Here is a 19,608-nt window from a genome sequence, read left to right on the forward strand (position 1 = left end):
TGGGCGACGGAGGCCGGCACAGTGGCGAAGATCGCAGTGGTCCACGGCATCGCGCAACAGTTCAAAGGTGAGGAGACCCTGCAAGACGAATGGGTGCCCGCGTTGCGTGACGGCCTACGGCGTACCGGCGCGGAAGGCAGATCCATCGCAGATGGGCTTGCCGACTCGGATATCAAGTTCGCGTTTTACGGCGACACCTTCCGAGCACCTGGAAACACGATGGATGTCGGCACTCCGTTGTTGACGGCCCGCGATCTCACTCCGTTTGAGGAACAACTGCTGCTGGCATGGTGGGGCGAGGCGGCGAAGGTCGACACGAAGGTCGTCCCGCAGGACGCGGAGACGATGGTGCGCACGCCCAAAGCCGTGCAGACCGCGCTGCGGGTTCTCAGTGGATCCACGTTCTTCGCCGGCCTCGGTGAACGGCTGATGATCGGCGACCTGGTCCAGGTCCGCCGCTACTTCACCGAGCCGGATGTGCGTTCCCGCGTGCAGCAGTGTCTTGCCGACGCGGTGTCCGCGGACACTCGCGTCATAGTGGCCCACTCGCTTGGCTCGGTCGTTGCTTACGAAGCGTTGTGCGCCCATCCCGAATGGGGAATCCGCACCCTGGTGACTCTCGGTTCACCGCTGGGTGTCCCCCATCTCGTATTTGATCGGCTCACGCCACCGCCCGTACGCGAGAACGACACGTTTCCCGGCCGCTGGCCGGGATCGATAACGGCCTGGACGAATGTCGCCGATCAAGGCGACGTCGTGGCACTGGTCAAGGATCTGCGGCCGCTGTTCGGCGACCGGCTGGCGTCACGATTGGTGAACAACGGCGCAAAGGCCCATGGGGTACGCAATTATCTGACCGCACGGGAGACCGGCGAAGGAATACTTGCCGGACTGCGTTCGACCGAGACAGAGCGCGATGGTTGAAAGCGGCCCAACCGGCTCAGCACCGAAGCGATACCTGCTGACCGGCGTTGTGCGTACATACGCCAATCGCGGCGTGCCGAACCTCCCCGGCCTGGCCGAGGACGAGAGTCGGATTGTCGAGCTGTTTCGAGGCTTCGGCTATGAACATGTGCCGGAAATTCCCGAGAACCCGACAGCCCAGCAACTGCGTGTCGCGCTGGATGGATTCTTCCGTCATCCCGACCGGCGTCCGGACGACTACATCGCCATCTATCTCGGTGGCCACGGCGACATCACCGAGGATGGACCGAGAGATCACATTCTCCTTACCTCTGATTATCAGGAGAATGTGCTCAGCAGCTCGATCAGCAGCACCGATCTAGCAGCCCTCATGCTCTCCGGCACTCGGGTGCGAAGATTGCTGCTGATGGTGGACGCATGTTATTCCGGTGCGGCCGGACTGCGGTTCGCGGGCGCCGCCACCACGTATACGGGCGACCCGACCGACCTCGACACCAAAGGCGAACAAGGTGTCATCGTGGTCAGTGCGACCCGGCCGACGCAACTCGCGCTGCAAGGAGAATTCACCAAAGGTCTGAAGCGTGCGGTCGCCGCGCTCAGCAATCGCGGCAGCGGCTCCATACTCCGACTGGAGGACGTGCTTCGGCGGCTGCAGCAGGACCCAGCCATGCCCCCGACACAGAACATAAACCACCAGGTCCTCCGAGGAACGGAAGGCTACATGCCGCTGTTCCTCGGTGGGCTTGAGCACTCCGGCGGGATGGGCGAGGGCGGTTGGGCGGCCGAACGGGCGCGGCGGACCGCCGAGATGACCGACTACTTCATGCCGAACATCAGTGAGTTCGTCGGACGCGCAGCGGCCCGGGAGAAGGCCGTCAGGTGGCTGTCAACCGAGGCGGGAAAGCCCGCGCTGATCGTCACGGGTAACGCGGGGACGGGAAAGACGATGCTGCTCGGCTGGCTCGCGGTCGCGAGCGATGCGGAGCGCAGAGGCGCAGCACCACGGAGCGGGGGCGCTCTCCCACAGATCGGCGCGATCGAAGTCGCCATCTATGCGCGGGGCAGCACTCTCAGCCACATCGTCGCCGGCATAGCGGCAGCGGCCGAGTTGACGGACATCGACTTTCAGGCGACCCCCGCATCGATGGTCCAGGAGTTGCTCGCCGCTCTCGCGAAGCGCGGCGGCCCGGTGTTGGTCGTGCTGATCGACGCGGTCGATGAAGCTCTGTACCCGAGAACGCTGGTGCAGGACTTGCTGGTTCCTCTGATGAAGGCCGAGGGTGCCCGCATCCGGTTGATCCTCGGGACTCGCCCACAGGTTCTTGCGTTCGCTCCGGAACTGGGCGATGCGGTCTACGCCGACACCATAAATCTGGAACACCCAGCGTTCGCCGACAGTGCGGCGATGACCGAGTTGGTGCGCCGCCGCCTGATCGCGCCGCAGCCGGCAGTCGGCGGCGGCCGGAGACCATCGGTCTTCGCGTCCGCCCAGCCACCGTTGGTCAATGCCGTCATCGCACAGATCCTGAAGGTTGCCCAGCAGTCGTACCTGCTGGCCGGGCAGCTTGCAGACGATCAGGCTTCACGCGACGTGCTGCCGAATCCCGCAGCGCCCCATTGGCTCGCCAGCGTGCCTAAAGATGCGGGCCGGGCCATGCGCAAGGAGCTACGTGACCGACTCGGCAGCGACGTCGACCGCGCGATCGACCTGCTCCGGCCGCTCGCCTACGCGCAAGGCGACGGCTTGCCCTGGGAAAGCATCTGGCCGGCCATCGCCAACGCGCTCGCGCCTGGCGTCAGCTATCAGCCGGACGACCTGGTGCGGCTGCAGAGCAATACGGCTTCGTACGTGGTCGCCGTGGGCACCCCTGAAGACCGTCCACTGTACCGGCTCTCCCACCAGGCTCTCGCCGACTACCTGCAAGCCGATCGCGACCGAGTCGCGGACGAGCGAACCATAGTTGAAGTGCTCATGGCAGCGGTGCCGTCCCGCGCTGACGGGCAGCGCGACTGGGCGATCGCAGACCCTTACATTCGGATGCATCTGTCCGGTCACGCAGTTCGCGCCGACACCATCGACTCCCTCGCACAAGATCCGGACTTCTTGATCGCGGCGGAACCTGCGCGACTGCTGGCAGCGCTCGACGAGACGGCCAGTCCACCGGCCCGTGCCGCGGCGAACGCCTTCCGGCGCGCTCTTCCCGCACTGCGGAGTCAGCCCTCGGAAGAGCACATGGCCTACCTCGGGCTGGCAGCCCGTTACGCCCGAGCCGATCATTTGGCGAACCTCATACCGGACGGCCCGCCCTGGCGGGCGACATGGGCGTCGTGGCGGATGCAACGGCCGCATATCCGGATACCGGGACATCGGGAGGCCGTCAACGCGGTCGTGGTCACCGCGGGCGATCGCCCGGTGGTGGTGTCGGGCGGTGACGACCGCGTGCTGCGCCTGTCGGACGCGCAAACCGGGGCCGTCCTGCGCGAGCCGATAACAGCCCACGACGATTCCGTGACCGCGCTCGCGGCCTCGCTACTCGGCGCCACTGCGGTGGTCGTGTCGGGCAGCGCGGACCGCACGGTGCGGGTGTGGGACGTCGCTACCGGTGAATCGATCGGCAGTGCTTTCACCCAGCACACCGAAGCGGTGCGGGCAGTCGCCGTGGCCACTGTCGATGATGAGCTGCTGGTCGTATCCGCCGGCGACGACACAAGAGTGAGGTTTTCCAGCCTGGCCACCGGCGATGCGGCGGGAGACCCCTTCGTCCGCCACAAGTCGCCGGTCTTGGCGCTGGCCTGCTTTGCGTTCCGACGGTCCGGCAGGCAACCGACGGCAATGATCATCTCGGCGGACGAAGACGGCGAGGTTCTCATCTGGGAACTCGAAAGCGGGAGAGTCTACTGGCGCTGGAGGCACACTCGCACTGTGCATGCCGTGGCGTTCGCGGAGGTCGGGAACCAGCCGGTTGTCATCACGGGCTGTGCGGACTCCAGAGTATCCGTCTACAACCTGCAGACACGCAAGCTGATGATCGCCCATGGCGGTCACCGGCAGGCGGTCCGCGCGCTCGCGCCGATGAGTATGGGCGGACAACCCGTCGTCGCGGCCGCCGAAGACGACGGCTCGATCCGCTTCTACTCGCTGGAGAGCAAGGAGGCGGTCGGCGGCACGCTGGTCGGACACGACAAGGCCGTAAGGGCGTTGACCGCAATGCTGGCCGACGGGCGGCCGATGGTCGTGTCCGGTGGCGTCGACAAGACGGTCCGAATCTGGGATCTTGGGACCCAGGGCCAGCTGGACGACCCCTTCTCCGGCCACAACCTCGCGGTGACGGCCGTGGCCACGGCCATGCTCGACGGCACACCGGTGGTGATCTCCGCCGGTCGTGATCGCACGATCCGAGTGTGGGACCTGGTCACAGGTTCCCCGGCCCGAGAACCGATCACCGGGCATGACGGCTCGGTCACCGCGCTCCTGCCGGTGATCGTGAACGGACAGCCCGCAGCGATCTCGGCGAGCACGGACCATACCGTCCGTGCTTGGGACATCACCACTGGTCGGCCGATCGGAGAGCCCTACCGCGGCCATGCCGGCCATACCAGCTCGGTGACGGCGCTCGCCTCGGCAACTCTCCGCGGGCGGCAGGTAGTGATATCCGCGGGCAGCGACAGTTCCGTACATGTCTGGGACCTGGCCACCGGAACCCGGGTCGGACGATTCACCGGCCACGGCGGCCGGGTGCGCACGCTGACGGTCGTCCGCCTCGGCGGGCGAGATGTCGTCGTCTCCGGCGGCGAGGACCGTGCGGTCAGGCTATGGGACCTCGACACGCGCAACCCGGTCGGACCTCCGTTCACCCGCCACGGCCATCGGGTCCTGGCACTCACGGTGATGGACCACCGAGGACGGCAGGTCGTGGTCTCCGGCGCCGAGAACTCGACGATCCGGGTCTGGGATCTGGACTCCCGCACCCTGATCGAACCGCCCTATACCGAACACGCCAATGCGGTACGCGCGATCGTCGCGACGCGGCTGGACGACCAGCCGACAGTGATCTCCGGTGGAGATGACAGAACAGCTCGGGCCTGGCAACTCGACGATCGGTCGGCTGTCGGCCACGGACCGGTCCAACACTCCGACAGCGTGAACACGCTGGCCGTGAGCAGCATCGGCGACCAGCCAGTGGCCGTTTCCGGCAGCGCCGACGGAAGCATCACGGTTTGGGACCTCGACACCGGCATCAACCGGTTCGCCCGCCACGCCCACTGGGTCCGCTCGGTCGAGGTGACGAGAATGGGCGGCCGCAGCGTCGTCATCTCGGGAAGCGTGGACGGTGCGGTTCGGGCCTGGGATCTGAACACCGGACGGCCACTCGCCCGGTCGGTTGTCGGCCACCATCCCGGACTGCGTACGCTGGCGGTCGCACGGCTCGGCCGCGGCCATTCCCGAGTGGTCACCGCAGGCGATGACAACAGCATCCGGACGTGGACACTGGAGGGTCACGAAGGCGCCAAATCCGAACTCGGCCGCCACCGCGACTGGGTACGCGCACTCGTCGTGGCCGACATTCAGGGCCGGCACCTGCTCGTGTCCGGCGGTGACCGCACCGTACGGGTCTGGGACCTCGCGAGCGGCACTCCCACCGGCGTGGTGTACGAGGGCCACTCGCACTGGATACGCGCCTTGGCAGTGGCGCATCTCAACGGTAGGCCGGTGGTCGTCTCGGCGAGCGCCGACACCACCGTGCACGTGTGGGACCCGCTGACCGGCACTCGTGTCGGCAGGCCGTTCACCAGCCACACCAATGCGGTGCGTGCGGTCGCCACCGGAGTGCTGGACGGAAGACCTGTCGTGGTCAGCGCGGGCGACGACGCCAAGGTCCGCGCCTGGTGCCTGGAGTCGCGGGAGCCTATCGGCGAACATTCGGTCGTCAGCCGTTCGGATGAGATCAACGCCGTGGTCGTGGCCGAGCCGGTCCCGCGTGGCTCCGACGCACAGCGTCGCAGCCTGCGTGTCGTTGTCGCAGCAGGTGAACGCGTCGACATACTCAAGCTCTTCGCGGACCGCGGCTGGGAGGCCGAGACGTCTGTCGAGGTGCGTAGCGAGGTGCTCGCGGTGGCGCTGGCGGACCAGAGCCCGCTGGTGATCGGCAGCAAGCTGGGTCTGCTGGCGCTCGACGTGCACAGCCGACCGCAGAAGGGCCGATGATGATCAACCGTCCGGCGCGAGTCGCGGCTAGTCTGAATCGACAGCAAGGCATGAGCAGCCTGGATCGCACCGCACTCGCACACCAGTATGGGGACGAGTTATGAACACGCCGCACTTCCAAGCCCTCTACTACGGTGATCGACTACATGCCGTCAACCCCGCCGGAGATGTGGGGATCATCAGTCTGTGGTCCCCCTTGGCGGCCACGAGCCGCAGGCTCACCCAGATCTCACCGGACATCCTCGCCCCCGACCAGAGCCGCGTCGCGGTCATCGCGAACCTCTACGGCGACGGGATGTACGCGATGTTCTGCAACCTTCTGTTCAACCCGCAGATCCGGCACCTCATCGCGCTCGGCGAGCACTTCGATCTGCCGACGAGCCGAGAGATAGAGGCGTTCCTGCGCGACGGCCTCGAGGACGCCGAGCTGTTCGGCCGCAAGCTCAAGCGCATACGTGGCACCGACCGCCTTTTCCCGGCCATAGCCGAATTCGACGATGCGCGACTGCGAGGAACACTCAGCTTCCGCGGCTTCGGCAAGCTCTCGGACCCCGCGTTGGACCGCGACCTTCCCGGATACCTGAAGTCGTTGCCGCGGACCGCACCGGAGCAGCTGCCCACACCCGTTGAAGTGACGATGCCGGACTATGAATCGGATGAGTACGCCCGCAGGCCGTCGAACATCGCGGCCCAACAGGTCGAGCGAAAGCGGCCACTTGACTGCTGGGAGGAACTGGTCGTCCGGACGATCCGCTTCGGGCAACCGGTGGAACTGGGCACCGGCCCACGACTCGAGCTGCTCAATGCGAAGGCGGTCATCACCGAGCCGGCGGTCGAGTCCGATGCGGTGCTGTCCAGGTACGGCTTTCGGCTGGAGCGCTTCCTCGAGTACCAACAGAGAATCATCGACCCCAGACTGCCGGACGGGATCTCCTACACGTACGGCAACCGGCTTCGCGGTTACTTTCGCGAAGGCGACTCACTTCGCGACACCTTGGCACTTGTCGTCAAGGTGCTGCAGCGGGACCCGCAGTCCCGCCACGGCTACATCTCGCTCTGGGACACCGCGAACGACCTTCCCGGGGCGGCCGCCGTGGGTCACCCGTCGGTGCCGTGCCTGACCACGATCTTCTTCCGTTGTATGAACGGTCGTCTCACACTGACGGCGACGTATCGGGCGCACAACCTGCTGACCGCGTGGCTGGAGAACGTATATGGGCTGATGAGGATCCAGCAGCTGGTCGCCGAAGCCCTCGGGCTGCCGATCGGGCCGATCACCGTGGTGAGCCACTCGCTCGGCATCGACCCGCGCAACCGCTCCGGCTACGAACTGGCCCAGGCCCTCTCCGAGGGCTGGAAACGCGACGAAGATGTCGACCGCCTAACCGGGCGTCCCTCGCTGCGCGAGGATCCGAACGGCTATTTCACGGTCCGCGTCGACGCCGAGAAGGACTGCATCGTTGCCGAGCATCTCATCGACGGCATCGTGCTCAAGCAGTACCTGTCGAAAAGTGCCGAGGTCATTCGACGCGCGATCATCGGGGACATGGGCGTCAGCCTGGTGTCGCATGCGATGTGGCTCGGCCACGAGCTGGCGATCCACGAACAGATGCTTCGCGACGGGCGCACAACCCGGCCGTCGCGCCGTCGGCAGTCGGGTAAGGGGGAATCGTGACCGATCGGCCGCTCATCGTCTTCGACATCGGTTCGACGCTGGTGACCGGCCCAGCTCAAGGACCGGCCCGACGAATTGCGGCGCGGGCGGGCTTGGACGCCTCGCAGAAGGCGGCATTGCATCAGGCGCTGATGACCACGGACTTCACCGGTCCCGCGCAGGTGGCCGCCTTCATCCGGGACGAGTTCGGCATTGCCGGCCCAGGCGTCGAAACGGCGGTCGAACAGGTCTGGACCGCCCAACTGGACGAGGCCGTACCGATTCCGGGTAGCGCCGAGGTGTTGACCGCACTCGCCGAGGCCGACTTCCAGCTCGCCGTCCTGTCGAACATCTGGCCGCCGTTCCTCGACGCCGCCCGCCGACACTTCGGCTGGTTCATTGACGACTTGGTTCCGCACGATCGACGGATCTTTTCATTTCGGGCGGGCATCAAGAAGCCGGCCCCAGAAATGTTCCTCGGGTTGCTGAGGACTGCCGGCGTGTCCTCCGACCGTGCGGTCATGGTGGGCGACTCTTACCGGCACGACATCGCACCCGCTGCGGCCGTGGGCATGCGGACCGTGTGGCTCCTGCACGAGCCGGTGCGGGAGGCCGCCAACGTGGTGGACGTCCTCAACCACGGAGCGAGCGGACCGTCCCTGGCACTCGGCTCGATTTCCGACCTCACCGTGACAACCGCGGAAGCGCTGTTCGCAGGACGTGCTGGCGCCGCTGCCAGTGCCGCCATGAAGGAGAAGGCATAGTGGAGATCGTTTCGGTAGAGCCAATCAATCGCCAGCAGCTGCTGGCCGCCCTCGCGCGTACGCGACTGCGCGGCTTCGACGGCGTTCAGCCGTACAAGAACGCAGCCATGGAACTCCTGCCCGCGGTGGAGACCGACACCCTCGCACCGTCGCAGAACTACGTGTTGAAGCCGGGCATCGACAAGATTCTCGAATTGCGCGAAGCGCTCCTGAAAACCGGCCTGGACATGTTCGCCCTCGACGGCGGGGCCTACGTGCGCACCTCGGACGACCCGGACGAGGTGATCCCGGTCATTCCGCCCGTTGTCGAGGAGTCGTTCGAACCCGACGGCCGCGTCGTCCGGATCATCAACGATGGAATTCACCGCGTCTTCGCGGCGCGCTCACTCGGCCTCCGGATCTCGGTCGTGTATGTCGAGGATGTGCCGCGTGAGTATCCGTACTATGCGTACGCGCTGCGCGACGGCTGGTCGCAGGTGACGGTCATGGACGAGTTGCCGGACAAGCACCTGCGGAAGGAGTACCGCCAGCCGACGGGCTATCGGGCACTGTATCGGGACTTCAACGAAGTGTTCCCCGGTGTCCAGAAGGAACGTAAGAAGTCCGATCCGACGCACATCACGGAATAGGCAGGGCGCCGCGTGGTCGCAGACATGTGGTTCGTGGACGACGAATTCCTGAGCGGTGTGGCAACTGGTGCGGAACCATACATCGCGACCGTCACGGTGCCGCGCAAACAGCCGACCTTCGACATCGATGTGATCTCCGACGCTCGGCTGACAAGGCCCGACGCCGACGAGTTCGTGGATCGCTTCCGGACCATGCGGCTGCCGTTCGATCGTGGCCGGGCCAGCCACCTGCTGGTGAGCTGCGGCGAAATGAACGCCAGTACGGCCGCGGACGGCGGCTACGGTGACTTCTGGACTCCGACGCTGGACCGGGTGAGAGCGTTGACTCCCTCGATCCTGGCCATACCCGGCAACAGCGAGGCCAGAACCCAGCCCGAGACCGATGGTTTCTACGGCCGGTTCGCCGCGAGCCTGGTCGGAAACGCCACCATGCCACCGCGGCCGCAGGATGTGCCGCTCGCCAGCGTGACCCGAGTGTGCCTGCGCGAAGACCCTGATCATTCGCGGGCGCTCGCTTACGTCGTGGTCATCGGGTTCGACTCCAACGAGGCCGCCTACAGCCATCCACTCATCTCCGACCACGGGCAGATCAGTCGCGCTCAGATGGAGGCGTCGCAGCGGCTGGTCGGGACGTTGTCGCGTACCGTGGCCCTCAACGCGCCGCTCTACGTGATCGGAGTCACCCACCACAACCTGCTGCCTGCCGATACTCGACGACTCGCCGCGACGGCAGACGTCGACCGGTTCAATCAGCATGCGCGCGACATCGAATGTCAGGCAGGTTGTGACAACCCGGAACCGTCACGCCTGTGCGTCACCAACCACATGCTTGTCGAGAGCAGTTCGGGCAGCACTACGAATAGTTCGGAGTTCTTGACCCTTTGCCGGGACATCCGGATGTCCATGGTCATCCACGCGGACATGCGTACGCCCGAGGTCGCCACGATGTCGAGCACGTCGCTCGCGTCCGGTGAGAGCCCGAGCGAAATCACGGTGGTGGCTTGCCCGCCGTTCGCCAGGAACTCACGGATGTCGGGTATGGCATGGATCCGGGTCAACGTGTGGAAAGGCGAGATGGAGATCGCCTTCCGCTATGACGTCGAATCGGACGGGCATGGCGACCCGATCCAGATCGTCCGCCCGCTCGTGTCGGCGTCGCGGGTGACTCCAGCCGAACGGCGCCTCTACGACACCGTGCACAAGCTGCTGGATGACGCGGCAGCTCAACCGGATGGCGACATGGCCGGCATCTCGTCATTTCGCGATTACGTGGAGGAGATCTGGTCCGACTCCGGCTACGTCGCGTTGTGCTTTGCCGACGGGACCCTGCCGGACATCGCGCCCACCAGACGCACGGCATACAACCTTCTTCTGCTCCTTCGCGAGCGGGACGACGGCGAGTACGACATATTGCACAGTCATCACACGGCGCTCCGGCCGTCCGACGTGGGCTACTGGAACACGCTGCTGCTGCCCGCGTTCCAGAAGGTGCGAAACCTATTGGAACACCTGCGTGACGACGTCCTGCGGCAGGTGGTCGACCAGGCGGAGGATCTGGAGAAGGCGAAGCAGGTCCGAGCCTTCGAGGCTGCGGTGGGCCGAATCCTGCTCGCCAGCGAGTCCGACGGCGACCTATGGGGTGATCAGCTTCGCGAGGTTGCCTCGCTCACCCGGCGAAAGATATCACCGACCACCGGGTGCGTCACCGAGTACGAGTATCACCTGGTCACACTGCTGCCGCTGATCCGTCGGGTCGAGCTCACCGAGGATCTGTTCTCCGATGAGGATCTGGAGCCGACGGCGGCGGAGCAGGAGCGACAGGACTACAACACCATCATGGAATGGCTCACCGAACTGCCTTCCGTGCGCCGCGAGAGCGAGCATGCCCAGACCAGAGGTGTCTCGATGGATGCGCTCCGCCTCGGCGGAGGCGGGCTCCGCTGGGACCCGCAGGCCAGGTTTCCTGATGAAGCCGGCTCGCCTGCCGCCGATGTCGGCCGCCGGCTGCCGCCCGGCGCCATCTGGTTCCCGCTGCCCGACAGCCGGGACGATGTGGCGCTGGCGCCGTGGCAACAGTGCCCGGCGATCGTGTCCAGAAACGCCGACGTCATGAGATGGGTCGACCGTGAGATCGAGTCGCGCCGCAAGGTGAATGGCGGAGTGCCCCCGCGCGAACTGGTGATGGGCAAGCTCGCCCAGACATCCGACTCGATCGAAATCGTGGACATGTACAGCTTCGAGAGCGGTGGCCACCGGTTGGCGCACGATCTGCCGGCCGACTCGACGACGGAGGCGATCGACCGGGTGACCTTTGTCGAGGGGTTCGACCTCGATGGACAGTTCCCCTACCGTGGACTCCCCGTCAAGCGCGTGTACCTGGTGCGCCGCGACGTCCCGGTCTGGCAGGGCACCAGATCCGTCATCCTGATCTTCTCGGCCGATCAGTATGACCAGGACTCGTGTCGCGAAGCGCCGGTCGACGACGCGCTGGGCGTGCTACGACCGGTGCAGCGCTATGTGCTTCGCGCCGGACTGGATCGCGCGCGGGAGATCCACGACCAGGTGCTCACCAAGTTGGCCGACCCTTGGGGCTTCGCGCGCGTGCGCAAGGGTCCCGCGCTGCAACCGGTGACGGTCACCCCACCCATCCTCGAACGACTCCACGAGGAGGACTGGGAGAACGAACATGGCGACCGAGAGTACATAGTCTGCGACGGCACCCACCGGGTGGTCGAACTTGTCTGGACGTCCCATGTGGTGCTCCCCGCCGTCGCCGTGATCGACGCACCACGCCAGCCATATTATGCAAAGCCTTTCTCGAAGTTCGAATGGGAGCACACCGCCGGAAACAAGAAAGACAGGGCTCCGGATCAGGACTCCAAGTACGCGGTCAGAAGCGTCGACATCAATCGGCTCACTCCGGCGGCGACGGCTATTCTCAGAAAGCGCAGCGAGAGCGAATGGTATCGGCGCTACTACCGGGATCTGGGGACCGGATTCGGCTACATGGGCGGCCAGGGCGGGCGGTATGTGTGATGGCGAGGTTCTGACCCGACCCTGTGAGCAGCTCACGCCGTACGTGCGCTAAAGTGGCATTTCCTTCCTGGAGGTGCCACTGTGCAGTACACGCCTCATCTTCAGCGTCAACCGGACACGCAATACCGGGATCTTCTGCGGGACCTTCTCGCCCACGGTGAGAAGGTCCCGACCCGGCAGGGGCCGGCTGCGTTGACACTGATGCAGCAAACGATGCGCTTCGACTTGACGAATGGCTTTCCTGTCATCACCGAGCGAAACATCGGCTCCTTCTGGCGCAAGCCTATCGGGGAACTGTGCGCCTTTATCAACGGGGCGACGACGCTGGACGAACTCGAGGCCTTCGGCTGCGACTGGTGGGGAGACTGGGCCACCCCGGCAAAGACCGCCTCGCGAGGCCTTCCGCCGGGCGACATCGGGCCGGGTTCCTACGGTGGTGCCTTCCGCCGCTTTCCGACTACGGAAGGCGAGCCCTTTGACCAGTTCAAGCACCTGGTAGAGCAGCTCAATGAGTTGCCGGAGGTGAGGACGCACTTCGTCTCGCCGTGGATTCCGCAGTACCAGGTGCGAGGACAGGGCAAGCGGCCGAGCACGACGATCGCGCCGTGTCATGGCTGGGTCCACGTCCGGGTGCTCAACGGACGGCTGCATGTGCACATGTACCAGCGCTCGGGAGATGTTCCCGTCGGTGTGCCGTCAAACATGATCCAGTATGCGGCGCTCGTCCTCATGCTCGAGCATCTGACCGGCTTTCCGGCGGCTGCCTACTACCACACCATCTCGGACGCCCACATCTACGAGGATCAGGTCGACCAAGCAAGGACCATGGCCGACCGGGAACCGCGGCGTCTTCCCACGGTGACACTCAACGACGCCGGCCGAGAGGTCCGAGACATCCACGACTTCCGGGCGGAGCACTTTGACCTGGCCGACTATGACCCGCACCCCGGCCTGCGCATCCCGGTGTCGCCATGACGGTGTCGCTGATCGTCGCCGCCGACGTGAACGACGTCATCGGCCTTGAGGGTGACCTGCCCTGGACCCTTCCCGCCGACCTACGTCGGTTCAAGCGCCTGACCACCGGGCACGTCGTCGTCATGGGTCGACGAACCCACGAGTCAATCTTGGCGCGGCTCGGCCGTCCGCTCCCGGAGCGGTTCAGTGTGGTGGTATCCCGCCGTGCCCGCGGCACCGGGGACAGCAACGTGCTCTTCCAGGCCGATCTGCCGTCCGCCCTCACTGTCGCTCGCGGCATCGAGGCGTTCGCCGACCGCGACGAGGTCTTCATCATCGGCGGAGCGCAGATTTATGCCCAGACGCTGGACCAGGTGGACCGGGTGTACCTGACCAGGGTTCACAAAGAGGTCGCCGGTGACGCCGTGATGCCCGCCGACTGGCTGAAGCCGTTCACTCTGGTCGAAGAGGAAGCGCATCCGGATGACGGCTACTCGTTCTTGACATACGAGCGCAGCTAGCCATGCTGTACAACATCGCTAACTATCGCACGGACGAGCAGCGGTCAAAGATGATCCGACTCGAAGAGAACGGCATCTGCATCTTCTGCGCGGACCATCTCATAGGTGATCCCGCACGTCTTCCGGTATGGCGGAACACGCATTGGGCGGTCGTCCCCAACGACTTCCCCTACAAAGGCACCCGCCGGCACCTGCTGCTCGTGCCGGATGAGCATGTATCCGACCTGGTCGAACTCTCTCCGGCAGCGAAGGAGGACTTCTGGGCGGCACTGGGCTGGGTCCGTGATCATTACGAGATGACCTACTACGGCCTGGGTGTGCGCAACGGAGACTGCCGGTTCACCGGCGGGACCGTCAGTCACCTTCATGTGCACGTCGTGGTCGGTGACGTCGACGACCCCGAGCACGAGCCGGTTCGCATGAAGTTCAGTTCGCGACCGCCGGAGCAGACCGGAAGCACTCCCTAGCGAGCGGAGGTGTCAACCCAGATCATCTCGACTCCGGCTGATCGCAATATGCTGTCGCCGTCGAGCATCGCGTACGGTCCGGAGAAATAGCAGCGGCGGAAGCCGGCCTCGGCGATCATTCGGGCGCATCCCGGACACGGGAAAGTCGACACGTAGAGGTCGGCGTCGGCCAGCACGATGCCGAGTCGGGCGGCCCGAGCAACGATCATCGCCTCTGCGTGGATGGCCGTCGAAAGATCGATACGTACACCGCGGCGAAAATCGTTGCGAGGGTCGCCGTCGAGGTAGGGGGTGTACTCCGTCGGCTGGTGCTGGTTGTGTTCGATGCACAGGATCTCGCCATCGCGGATCGCGAGGGCGCCGACCTGACGCCACCAGTCGGAGGATTGCGCGGCGCGGTCCGTTGCCTGCCCCATCAGCACGCGACTCAGCTCATCCGCTGCGACGACGCCGTCGAAGTCCGCCGGCCGCTGCGCCAGGCTCCAGCTTCGATCCCAGCGCAAGAAGGTGCGATCGAATATCACCTTCCGCGCATTCTCAAGGTCGTACCGATGCACCAGATCGCGCATTATCTCTTCGTCGGGAACGACCAACGTTTCGGCGACGACGGCCGCCGGCAGCTCGTGCCGTTCCACGACTCGGACCGTACTGCCGATACCTGCCTGTCGGATGTATCGCGCGGCCGCATCCGGCGCCAACGCCCGGATCTCCTTCTTCATGACCGGATAGTCCTCGGTGAAGCTCTCACCGAGGACGAGGACCTCCGCCACATCTCCATGCCGGGAGAGAAGAGATTCGTAACCTGCATGAATCACCGGCAGATACAGGAGGATCTGCTTCACGACGTCGAGCCGACCTCATTGATGACCTCCTGAAGGAGGTCGGGCAGGCGCTCTGTGAGGCGCTGGGACATTCGCTCGCCGAGTGCCAGTTGCAGCAGGCGCAAGCGCGCCGATGTACTCACGGTGGCCATGCGGTCGAGGATTTCCACTCGCCCGCAGTATTTTTCCTCAAGTTCGGCGATCTCGTCCGGTTTGTATGTCTCAGCTGTCGCCACCAGCACGTCAGGCCGCACCGCTGCGATGAGCGACCACCTCGGATCGTCGGCATTCTTCAACGTGACCACACCTACACCACGCTGGTGGGTCACCATCCGCAGCCGCTCCGCTTCCGGCACTGCGGGCCGCCAGGGACCCTTGCGCCGACGCACCTTCTCATCGCTGTCCACGCCGACTATCAGAAAGTCGCCGAACTGCCGGGCCGCCTCGAGATACATCGAGTGTCCCTCATGCAGGATATCGAACGTGCCGCTGGTGAGAACGACCTTGAGGCCAAGGAGTCGCAGCGCGTCAACGATCGCGCCTATTGCCGCATAATCCGAGACGTACCGTTGTTCGAAATTCGACGCGTCGGCAAACATTCCACTATTGGGGGGTAGTGCCGCATACTTGTACCGGTCGTTCTTGGGTGCGGCGCCCGGCGCTTCGTGGCGGTATGCATCCAGCGGTACTTCCGGATTTCTCTCATTCGTCATATGAGCACTTATCGCCTAAAACTCTCTCGCTGCTGTCATTCTGCCAATTCTCCATGCGTCTCCCCACGCCGACCGCAGCCCGCTTGGCGTGGCCCACGTCGCGGTCCGCACAACGCTACCCGCCGGGGCGGCCCGCGTCTCGCATGCTACCGGTCGCGCCACCGCCGGGTCCGGCGCGTAGCAGTCCAAGGCGTCGGCGCAGTCGAGGGTGGCCCGGCAGCGGCCCGGCTTGTCGAACCGGGTGGCCTGTCCGCGCCGCTTCTGGATGACGATCTGGTCGTCGGGCTCCGGGATGACATCGAGGCGGAGCTGATTCGGCACGCCTGCTCGACGGGCGGGTCAGTCTCCTCGTCGCCTGGACTGCCCCGCGCGCATCGCCAGCCCGCGCCGTTCGAGGTAGCCGGCCGCGCGGGGAAGTCACCCGCGACACGACCACCATCGGGCCTGTTGCCGCACTGATCCCGACCGACTTTCCGTGTCAGTAGCAGGGCGGTGACCATTTGCCGTGCCCAGCCGACTGGAATCAGTCGGGCGGCAAAAAATGTCCCAGCTCATCCGGGATCTCAACATTGTACTGATACGCGATGATCATTATATATAAGCCAATAAGGCCGCGTAGTTCACCTAACGCCAAGGCAAAAGGATCAGCCCCCGGCCAACCGTGTCGCGTGAAGTTGCGGGCCGCAGGGCCCGATCTGGCGATGAAGGACAGCAACGCCGCGCGCATGCCCCGAAGGGCACCGGCAAGATCTGGGCCATGGCTCGATTCGTCGATCGACGTCAGATGGCCGGCCACTTGTTCGGCAAGCGCGACGCAGTGCGCTTCATCCTCCATGTGCCGGTCGGCGAACAGCATGTCCCGCTTCGCCATGAAGGCGAAGAGCAGTTCCACTGCGTCGCGGTCCACTCCCCTCGTTTCCCACGGGGCATTCATCGCCGCTACGGGTAATTTCTTTCCTCGTTGGCCCACTAATGTAGTGTGCCCCAAGCGTCAAGCTGTGGCGCACGTGCGCCGCCGTAGCGGTCCAGCCGTGTCGATAGACGGCAGCTGACGGCGAGTCGCTCATGGACCACTTGACGCGCGATTTCGAGTGCGAAGCTTGAGCCAAGAATCGATGCCGACAGGAATGACGCCCAACCAGACGACGGGATCTTGCGATGAGTGCCGCGGCCGGGTCCCGGAGCGCCGAGGTTCAGGGCTGTCACCGAGTCAGAACCGGACCCACCGAGATATACTCGCCTTTTACTGGCGATACCAGGGCGGACCGGGAGGAGACATGAGCCAGGACGGCGTACAGGGCGACAGCATCGACGGCGTCGGCCAGTGGGACGAGATCGAGGACGAAGGCGTGCTCGACGCCTCCGACACGCTCGACGGCGATCCGGTCACCGACCCTCTCGACACGGGCGTGGTCGCCACCGATCGCTGGTCCGGGGCCAATCGTTTCGGCACGACGCCGGCCGAGGCACTGGCCGGGGAGTCTCTGGATCAGCACCTCGCCGAGGAGGAGCCGGACATCGACCCGTACGCGGACCCGGTCGACGAGGACGAGGACGACCTGATCCGGCGCGGCTACGACCGCGAGCCGAGGGCCGGTCGGCTCGTGGCCGACGACCAGGGCTTCGGCGAGGACGACCAGCCCGACTCGATCGCATGGGACGTGGGCATCGACGGCGGCGGCGCGAGCGCCGAGGAGGCCGCGATGCACATCGTGGACGACCCCGACGGCACGGGTGACGGCCCGCTGGACTAGGTCCGGACCCGCTCGTCAGAGCAGCTCGGCCAGCATCGCCGCCGCCCGTGCCGCGCCGTCGCTCTCCACGGGCCGGTAGGCGACCTCCCGTCCGATCTCGTCCGCGATGGCCCGCGCAAGCACCTCGGGCGTCAGGTCGTCGTAGTCGAGCCGACGCCCGGCCCCGTATCGGTCGAGCCGGTGTGCCACGTGGAAGTTCTGCTCGAAGTGGTGGCGCAGCGGGATGTAGATGAACGGACGCCGGGCGGCGGTCAGCTCCATGCACGTGGTCAGACCGCCCTGCACCACCGCCAGGTCGCTCGCGGCCAGGTGCCGGTGCAGGTCCGGCATGTAGGCGCGCACGTCCAGGCCCGCCCGCGCATCGATCGAGGCCGGGTCGATGCGCGGGCCGGTCACGACCAGCATCCGCAGCCCCGGCACGAGCGCGGCCGCCGCGTCGTAGGAGTCCACGACCCTGCGCAGCAGGTGGTGGCCGACCCCGGAGCCGCCCACGGTCACCACGCACACCCGCTCGTCCGGCCGGTACCCGAGTTCGGCGCGCAGCGTCACCCGGTCGGCGACCGTGCCGGGATCGAACCCGGTGACGTATCCGGCGAAGTCGTAGTGCTCCCGGGTCCACTCCCGGATCATCGGCAGGTCCGGGCCGAACCGCTGGTCCACCACGTCGTCGGGGTTGCCGACGAAGATCGCCCGGTCCCTGATCCGCGGATACCGTGCGATGTGCTCGATCATCTCGGCGTTGTAGTCGGCGGTGACCAGCGCCTCCCGCGGCCCGCCGTCGGGCATCGGCAGAAATCCCACGAAGTCGGTGAACCACGCGTACGCGAACCGCTTGAGTTCCGGGTTCTCGTGCAGGAAATGGTCGACGTCCCACGCCTCGTCCCCGACCACCAGGTCGTAGGCGGTATCCCGCACCACGTCGTGGAACACCATGAAGTTGGCCAGCAGCACCTCGTCCATGCTCCGCAGCGCCTCGAAACAGTGCAGGTCGTGCTCGCCCGCCTCCCCTTCGATGTGCGCGGACTCGTTGGCCAGCCACCGGCTCGCCGGGTGCAGCCGCTCCCCGGCCTGTTCGAGCACCCGCGTCACCGGATGCTGCGCCAGCCAGTCGATCTGCACCTCCGGATGGCGCAGCCGCAGTTCGGCGGCGATGGCCGCGTCGCGCCGGGCGTGGCCCAGGCCGATCGGCGAGCACAGGTAGAGCACCCGCTTGCGCCGGTGACCGAAGCGCGACCAGGTCTGCCGCCGCGGGGCGGGCGGGCGGAACCGCTCGGCGAACTCGTGCACGAGCAGGTTGACCTTCACCGGGTCGCGGGCGAGCGGGATGTGTCCCGCGCCTTCGAGGACCACCAGGTCGCCGCCGGTCAGGTCGGCGAGGACCCGGCTGCGGTGGACGTGGCTGATCCGGTCGTCGTCGCCGTGGATCAGCAGGACCGGGCTCTTGACACGTTCGCACCAGCCGGTCAGGGTCGGGTTGTCCGGCCACGGGGCGTGGCTCTTGGCGACGAGCACCTCCCCCGAGGTCTGCCGGCCCCAGCCGACCGCGTCCTCGATCTGCTTGGTGGAGTGCGGCTCGCTGAAGCACTGGCCCATGAAGAACCACAGGAAGTCGTCGAAGTTCTCCGTCCAGTACTCGCGGTTGTACTTCAGCCAGTGCTCGGGTGGGTCGATGCCGAGCACCGGCACCTGCGACGGAGCGAGTGCGGGAGCGGGAGCGTCGACGCGGTTGTAGGCGGAGCGGGCCGAGTCCGGCGGGCTGGCGACGGGCACGGTCGGGCCGATCAGGACGGTCCCGTGGACCCGGTCCGGATGATCCGCCGCGAGTTCCAGTGCCCAGTTCGCGGCCATGGACAGCGCCACCGGGACCGCCCGGTGCGTCCCGGTGGCGTCGAGGACCTTCAGCGCGTACGCCACCTGGTTCTGCTGCCCGTAGGCGGCCGGGTCGAGTGGGCGGTCGGAGCGGCCGTTGCCGGGCCCGTCGTAGACCACCACGCGGTGGTGCCGGGCCAGGTAAGGGACCTGTGCCTTCCAGAACCGCTTGTCGATGACGGTCCAGGTCGGCATGAGCAGGATGGTCGGCTCGCCGTCGCCGTACACCTCGTAATGGATCCGCACGCCGCCGTGCTCGACGAATCCCTCCGCGTCCGCCTCCCGTGCCCGCATCG

At 66.0% G+C, this 19,608-nt stretch carries 14 protein-coding genes; 10 read left to right on the forward strand and 4 right to left on the reverse strand.

Annotated elements, in window-relative coordinates:
- Positions 1 to 21 precede the first annotated feature (21 nt).
- The 9 genes from AB0B35_RS23920 (at position 22) to AB0B35_RS23960 (ending at position 14,155) form a co-directional block, all read left to right on the forward strand.
- Entirely contained in the window at positions 22 to 924 is a 903-nt protein-coding gene (locus tag AB0B35_RS23920) for a hypothetical protein (RefSeq protein ID WP_361049064.1), read from the forward strand.
- Positions 917 to 6,130, forward strand: coding sequence for a caspase family protein (locus tag AB0B35_RS23925; RefSeq protein WP_361049066.1), 5,214 nt, complete (start codon positions 917 to 919; stop codon positions 6,128 to 6,130). Before AB0B35_RS23920 ends, AB0B35_RS23925 begins: the two co-directional genes overlap by 8 nt.
- 100 nt (positions 6,131 to 6,230) lie before the next feature.
- Positions 6,231 to 7,805 carry a thymidylate synthase gene (locus AB0B35_RS23930; protein WP_361049068.1) on the forward strand — a complete coding sequence of 525 codons (1,575 nt, stop codon included), beginning with the start codon at positions 6,231 to 6,233 and terminating at the stop codon, positions 7,803 to 7,805.
- Complete coding sequence (locus tag AB0B35_RS23935; RefSeq protein WP_361049070.1) at positions 7,802 to 8,548, forward strand: HAD family hydrolase; 747 nt, start codon at positions 7,802 to 7,804, stop codon at positions 8,546 to 8,548. The genes AB0B35_RS23930 and AB0B35_RS23935 overlap by 4 nt, the downstream gene beginning before the upstream one ends.
- A complete protein-coding gene (locus AB0B35_RS23940) occupies positions 8,548 to 9,177 on the forward strand; it encodes a hypothetical protein (RefSeq protein ID WP_361049072.1) in 630 nt (209 codons plus the stop codon). The genes AB0B35_RS23935 and AB0B35_RS23940 overlap by 1 nt, the downstream gene beginning before the upstream one ends.
- A 24-nt stretch (positions 9,178 to 9,201) precedes the next feature.
- On the forward strand, positions 9,202 to 12,213 hold the full coding sequence (locus tag AB0B35_RS23945) for a hypothetical protein (protein ID WP_361049074.1): 3,012 nt from the start codon (positions 9,202 to 9,204) through the stop codon (positions 12,211 to 12,213).
- An 81-nt stretch (positions 12,214 to 12,294) separates the two neighbouring features.
- Entirely contained in the window at positions 12,295 to 13,188 is an 894-nt protein-coding gene (gene thyA, locus AB0B35_RS23950; protein ID WP_361049076.1) for a thymidylate synthase, read from the forward strand.
- Positions 13,185 to 13,688, forward strand: coding sequence for a dihydrofolate reductase (locus tag AB0B35_RS23955; protein ID WP_361049078.1), 504 nt, complete (start codon positions 13,185 to 13,187; stop codon positions 13,686 to 13,688). The genes thyA and AB0B35_RS23955 overlap by 4 nt, the downstream gene beginning before the upstream one ends.
- Positions 13,689 to 13,690: 2 nt before the next feature.
- The gene (locus AB0B35_RS23960) at positions 13,691 to 14,155 is read left to right on the forward strand and encodes an HIT domain-containing protein (protein WP_361049080.1); all 465 of its coding nucleotides are present in this window, start codon (positions 13,691 to 13,693) and stop codon (positions 14,153 to 14,155) included.
- Here the strand turns inward: AB0B35_RS23960 and AB0B35_RS23965 are convergent.
- The 3 genes from AB0B35_RS23965 to AB0B35_RS23975 form a co-directional block, all read right to left on the reverse strand.
- Positions 14,152 to 14,997 carry a deaminase gene (locus AB0B35_RS23965; protein WP_361049082.1) on the reverse strand — a complete coding sequence of 282 codons (846 nt, stop codon included), beginning with the start codon at positions 14,995 to 14,997 and terminating at the stop codon, positions 14,152 to 14,154. The genes AB0B35_RS23960 and AB0B35_RS23965 overlap by 4 nt on opposite strands.
- Entirely contained in the window at positions 14,994 to 15,689 is a 696-nt protein-coding gene (locus AB0B35_RS23970; RefSeq protein WP_361049084.1) for an adenylyltransferase/cytidyltransferase family protein, read from the reverse strand. Before AB0B35_RS23970 ends, AB0B35_RS23965 begins: the two co-directional genes overlap by 4 nt.
- Before the next feature lie 523 nt (positions 15,690 to 16,212).
- On the reverse strand, positions 16,213 to 16,596 hold the full coding sequence (locus AB0B35_RS23975) for a hypothetical protein (RefSeq protein ID WP_361049086.1): 384 nt from the start codon (positions 16,594 to 16,596) through the stop codon (positions 16,213 to 16,215).
- A gap of 370 nt (positions 16,597 to 16,966) precedes the next feature.
- On the opposite strand from AB0B35_RS23975, the gene AB0B35_RS23980 reads away from it, so the two are divergent.
- Positions 16,967 to 17,443 carry a DUF5709 domain-containing protein gene (locus AB0B35_RS23980; protein WP_361049087.1) on the forward strand — a complete coding sequence of 159 codons (477 nt, stop codon included), beginning with the start codon at positions 16,967 to 16,969 and terminating at the stop codon, positions 17,441 to 17,443.
- 15 nt (positions 17,444 to 17,458) lie between these two features.
- Here the strand turns inward: AB0B35_RS23980 and AB0B35_RS23985 are convergent, their stop codons facing one another.
- On the reverse strand, positions 17,459 to 19,606 hold the full coding sequence (locus tag AB0B35_RS23985; protein ID WP_361049089.1) for an alpha/beta fold hydrolase: 2,148 nt from the start codon (positions 19,604 to 19,606) through the stop codon (positions 17,459 to 17,461).
- Positions 19,607 to 19,608 lie beyond the last annotated feature (2 nt).

The organism is Catellatospora sp. NPDC049133 (assembly GCF_040648455.1).
Taxonomy (GTDB): Bacteria; Actinomycetota; Actinomycetes; order Mycobacteriales; family Micromonosporaceae; genus Catellatospora; species Catellatospora aurea.

Bases quoted from the DNA above. Each gene is read 5' to 3' on its own strand.
- AB0B35_RS23945 (WP_361049074.1), top strand. From the start codon at position 9,202: ATGTGGTTCGTGGACGACGAATTCCTGAGCGGTGTGGCAACTGGTGCG.
- AB0B35_RS23980 (WP_361049087.1), top strand. From the start codon at position 16,967: ATGAGCCAGGACGGCGTACAGGGCGACAGCATCGACGGCGTCGGCCAG.
- AB0B35_RS23930 (WP_361049068.1), top strand. From the start codon at position 6,231: ATGAACACGCCGCACTTCCAAGCCCTCTACTACGGTGATCGACTACAT.
- AB0B35_RS23960 (WP_361049080.1), top strand. From the start codon at position 13,691: ATGCTGTACAACATCGCTAACTATCGCACGGACGAGCAGCGGTCAAAG.
- AB0B35_RS23955 (WP_361049078.1), top strand. From the start codon at position 13,185: ATGACGGTGTCGCTGATCGTCGCCGCCGACGTGAACGACGTCATCGGC.
- AB0B35_RS23970 (WP_361049084.1), bottom strand. From the start codon at position 15,689: ATGACGAATGAGAGAAATCCGGAAGTACCGCTGGATGCATACCGCCAC.
- AB0B35_RS23985 (WP_361049089.1), bottom strand. From the start codon at position 19,606: ATGCGGGCACGGGAGGCGGACGCGGAGGGATTCGTCGAGCACGGCGGC.
- AB0B35_RS23925 (WP_361049066.1), top strand. From the start codon at position 917: ATGGTTGAAAGCGGCCCAACCGGCTCAGCACCGAAGCGATACCTGCTG.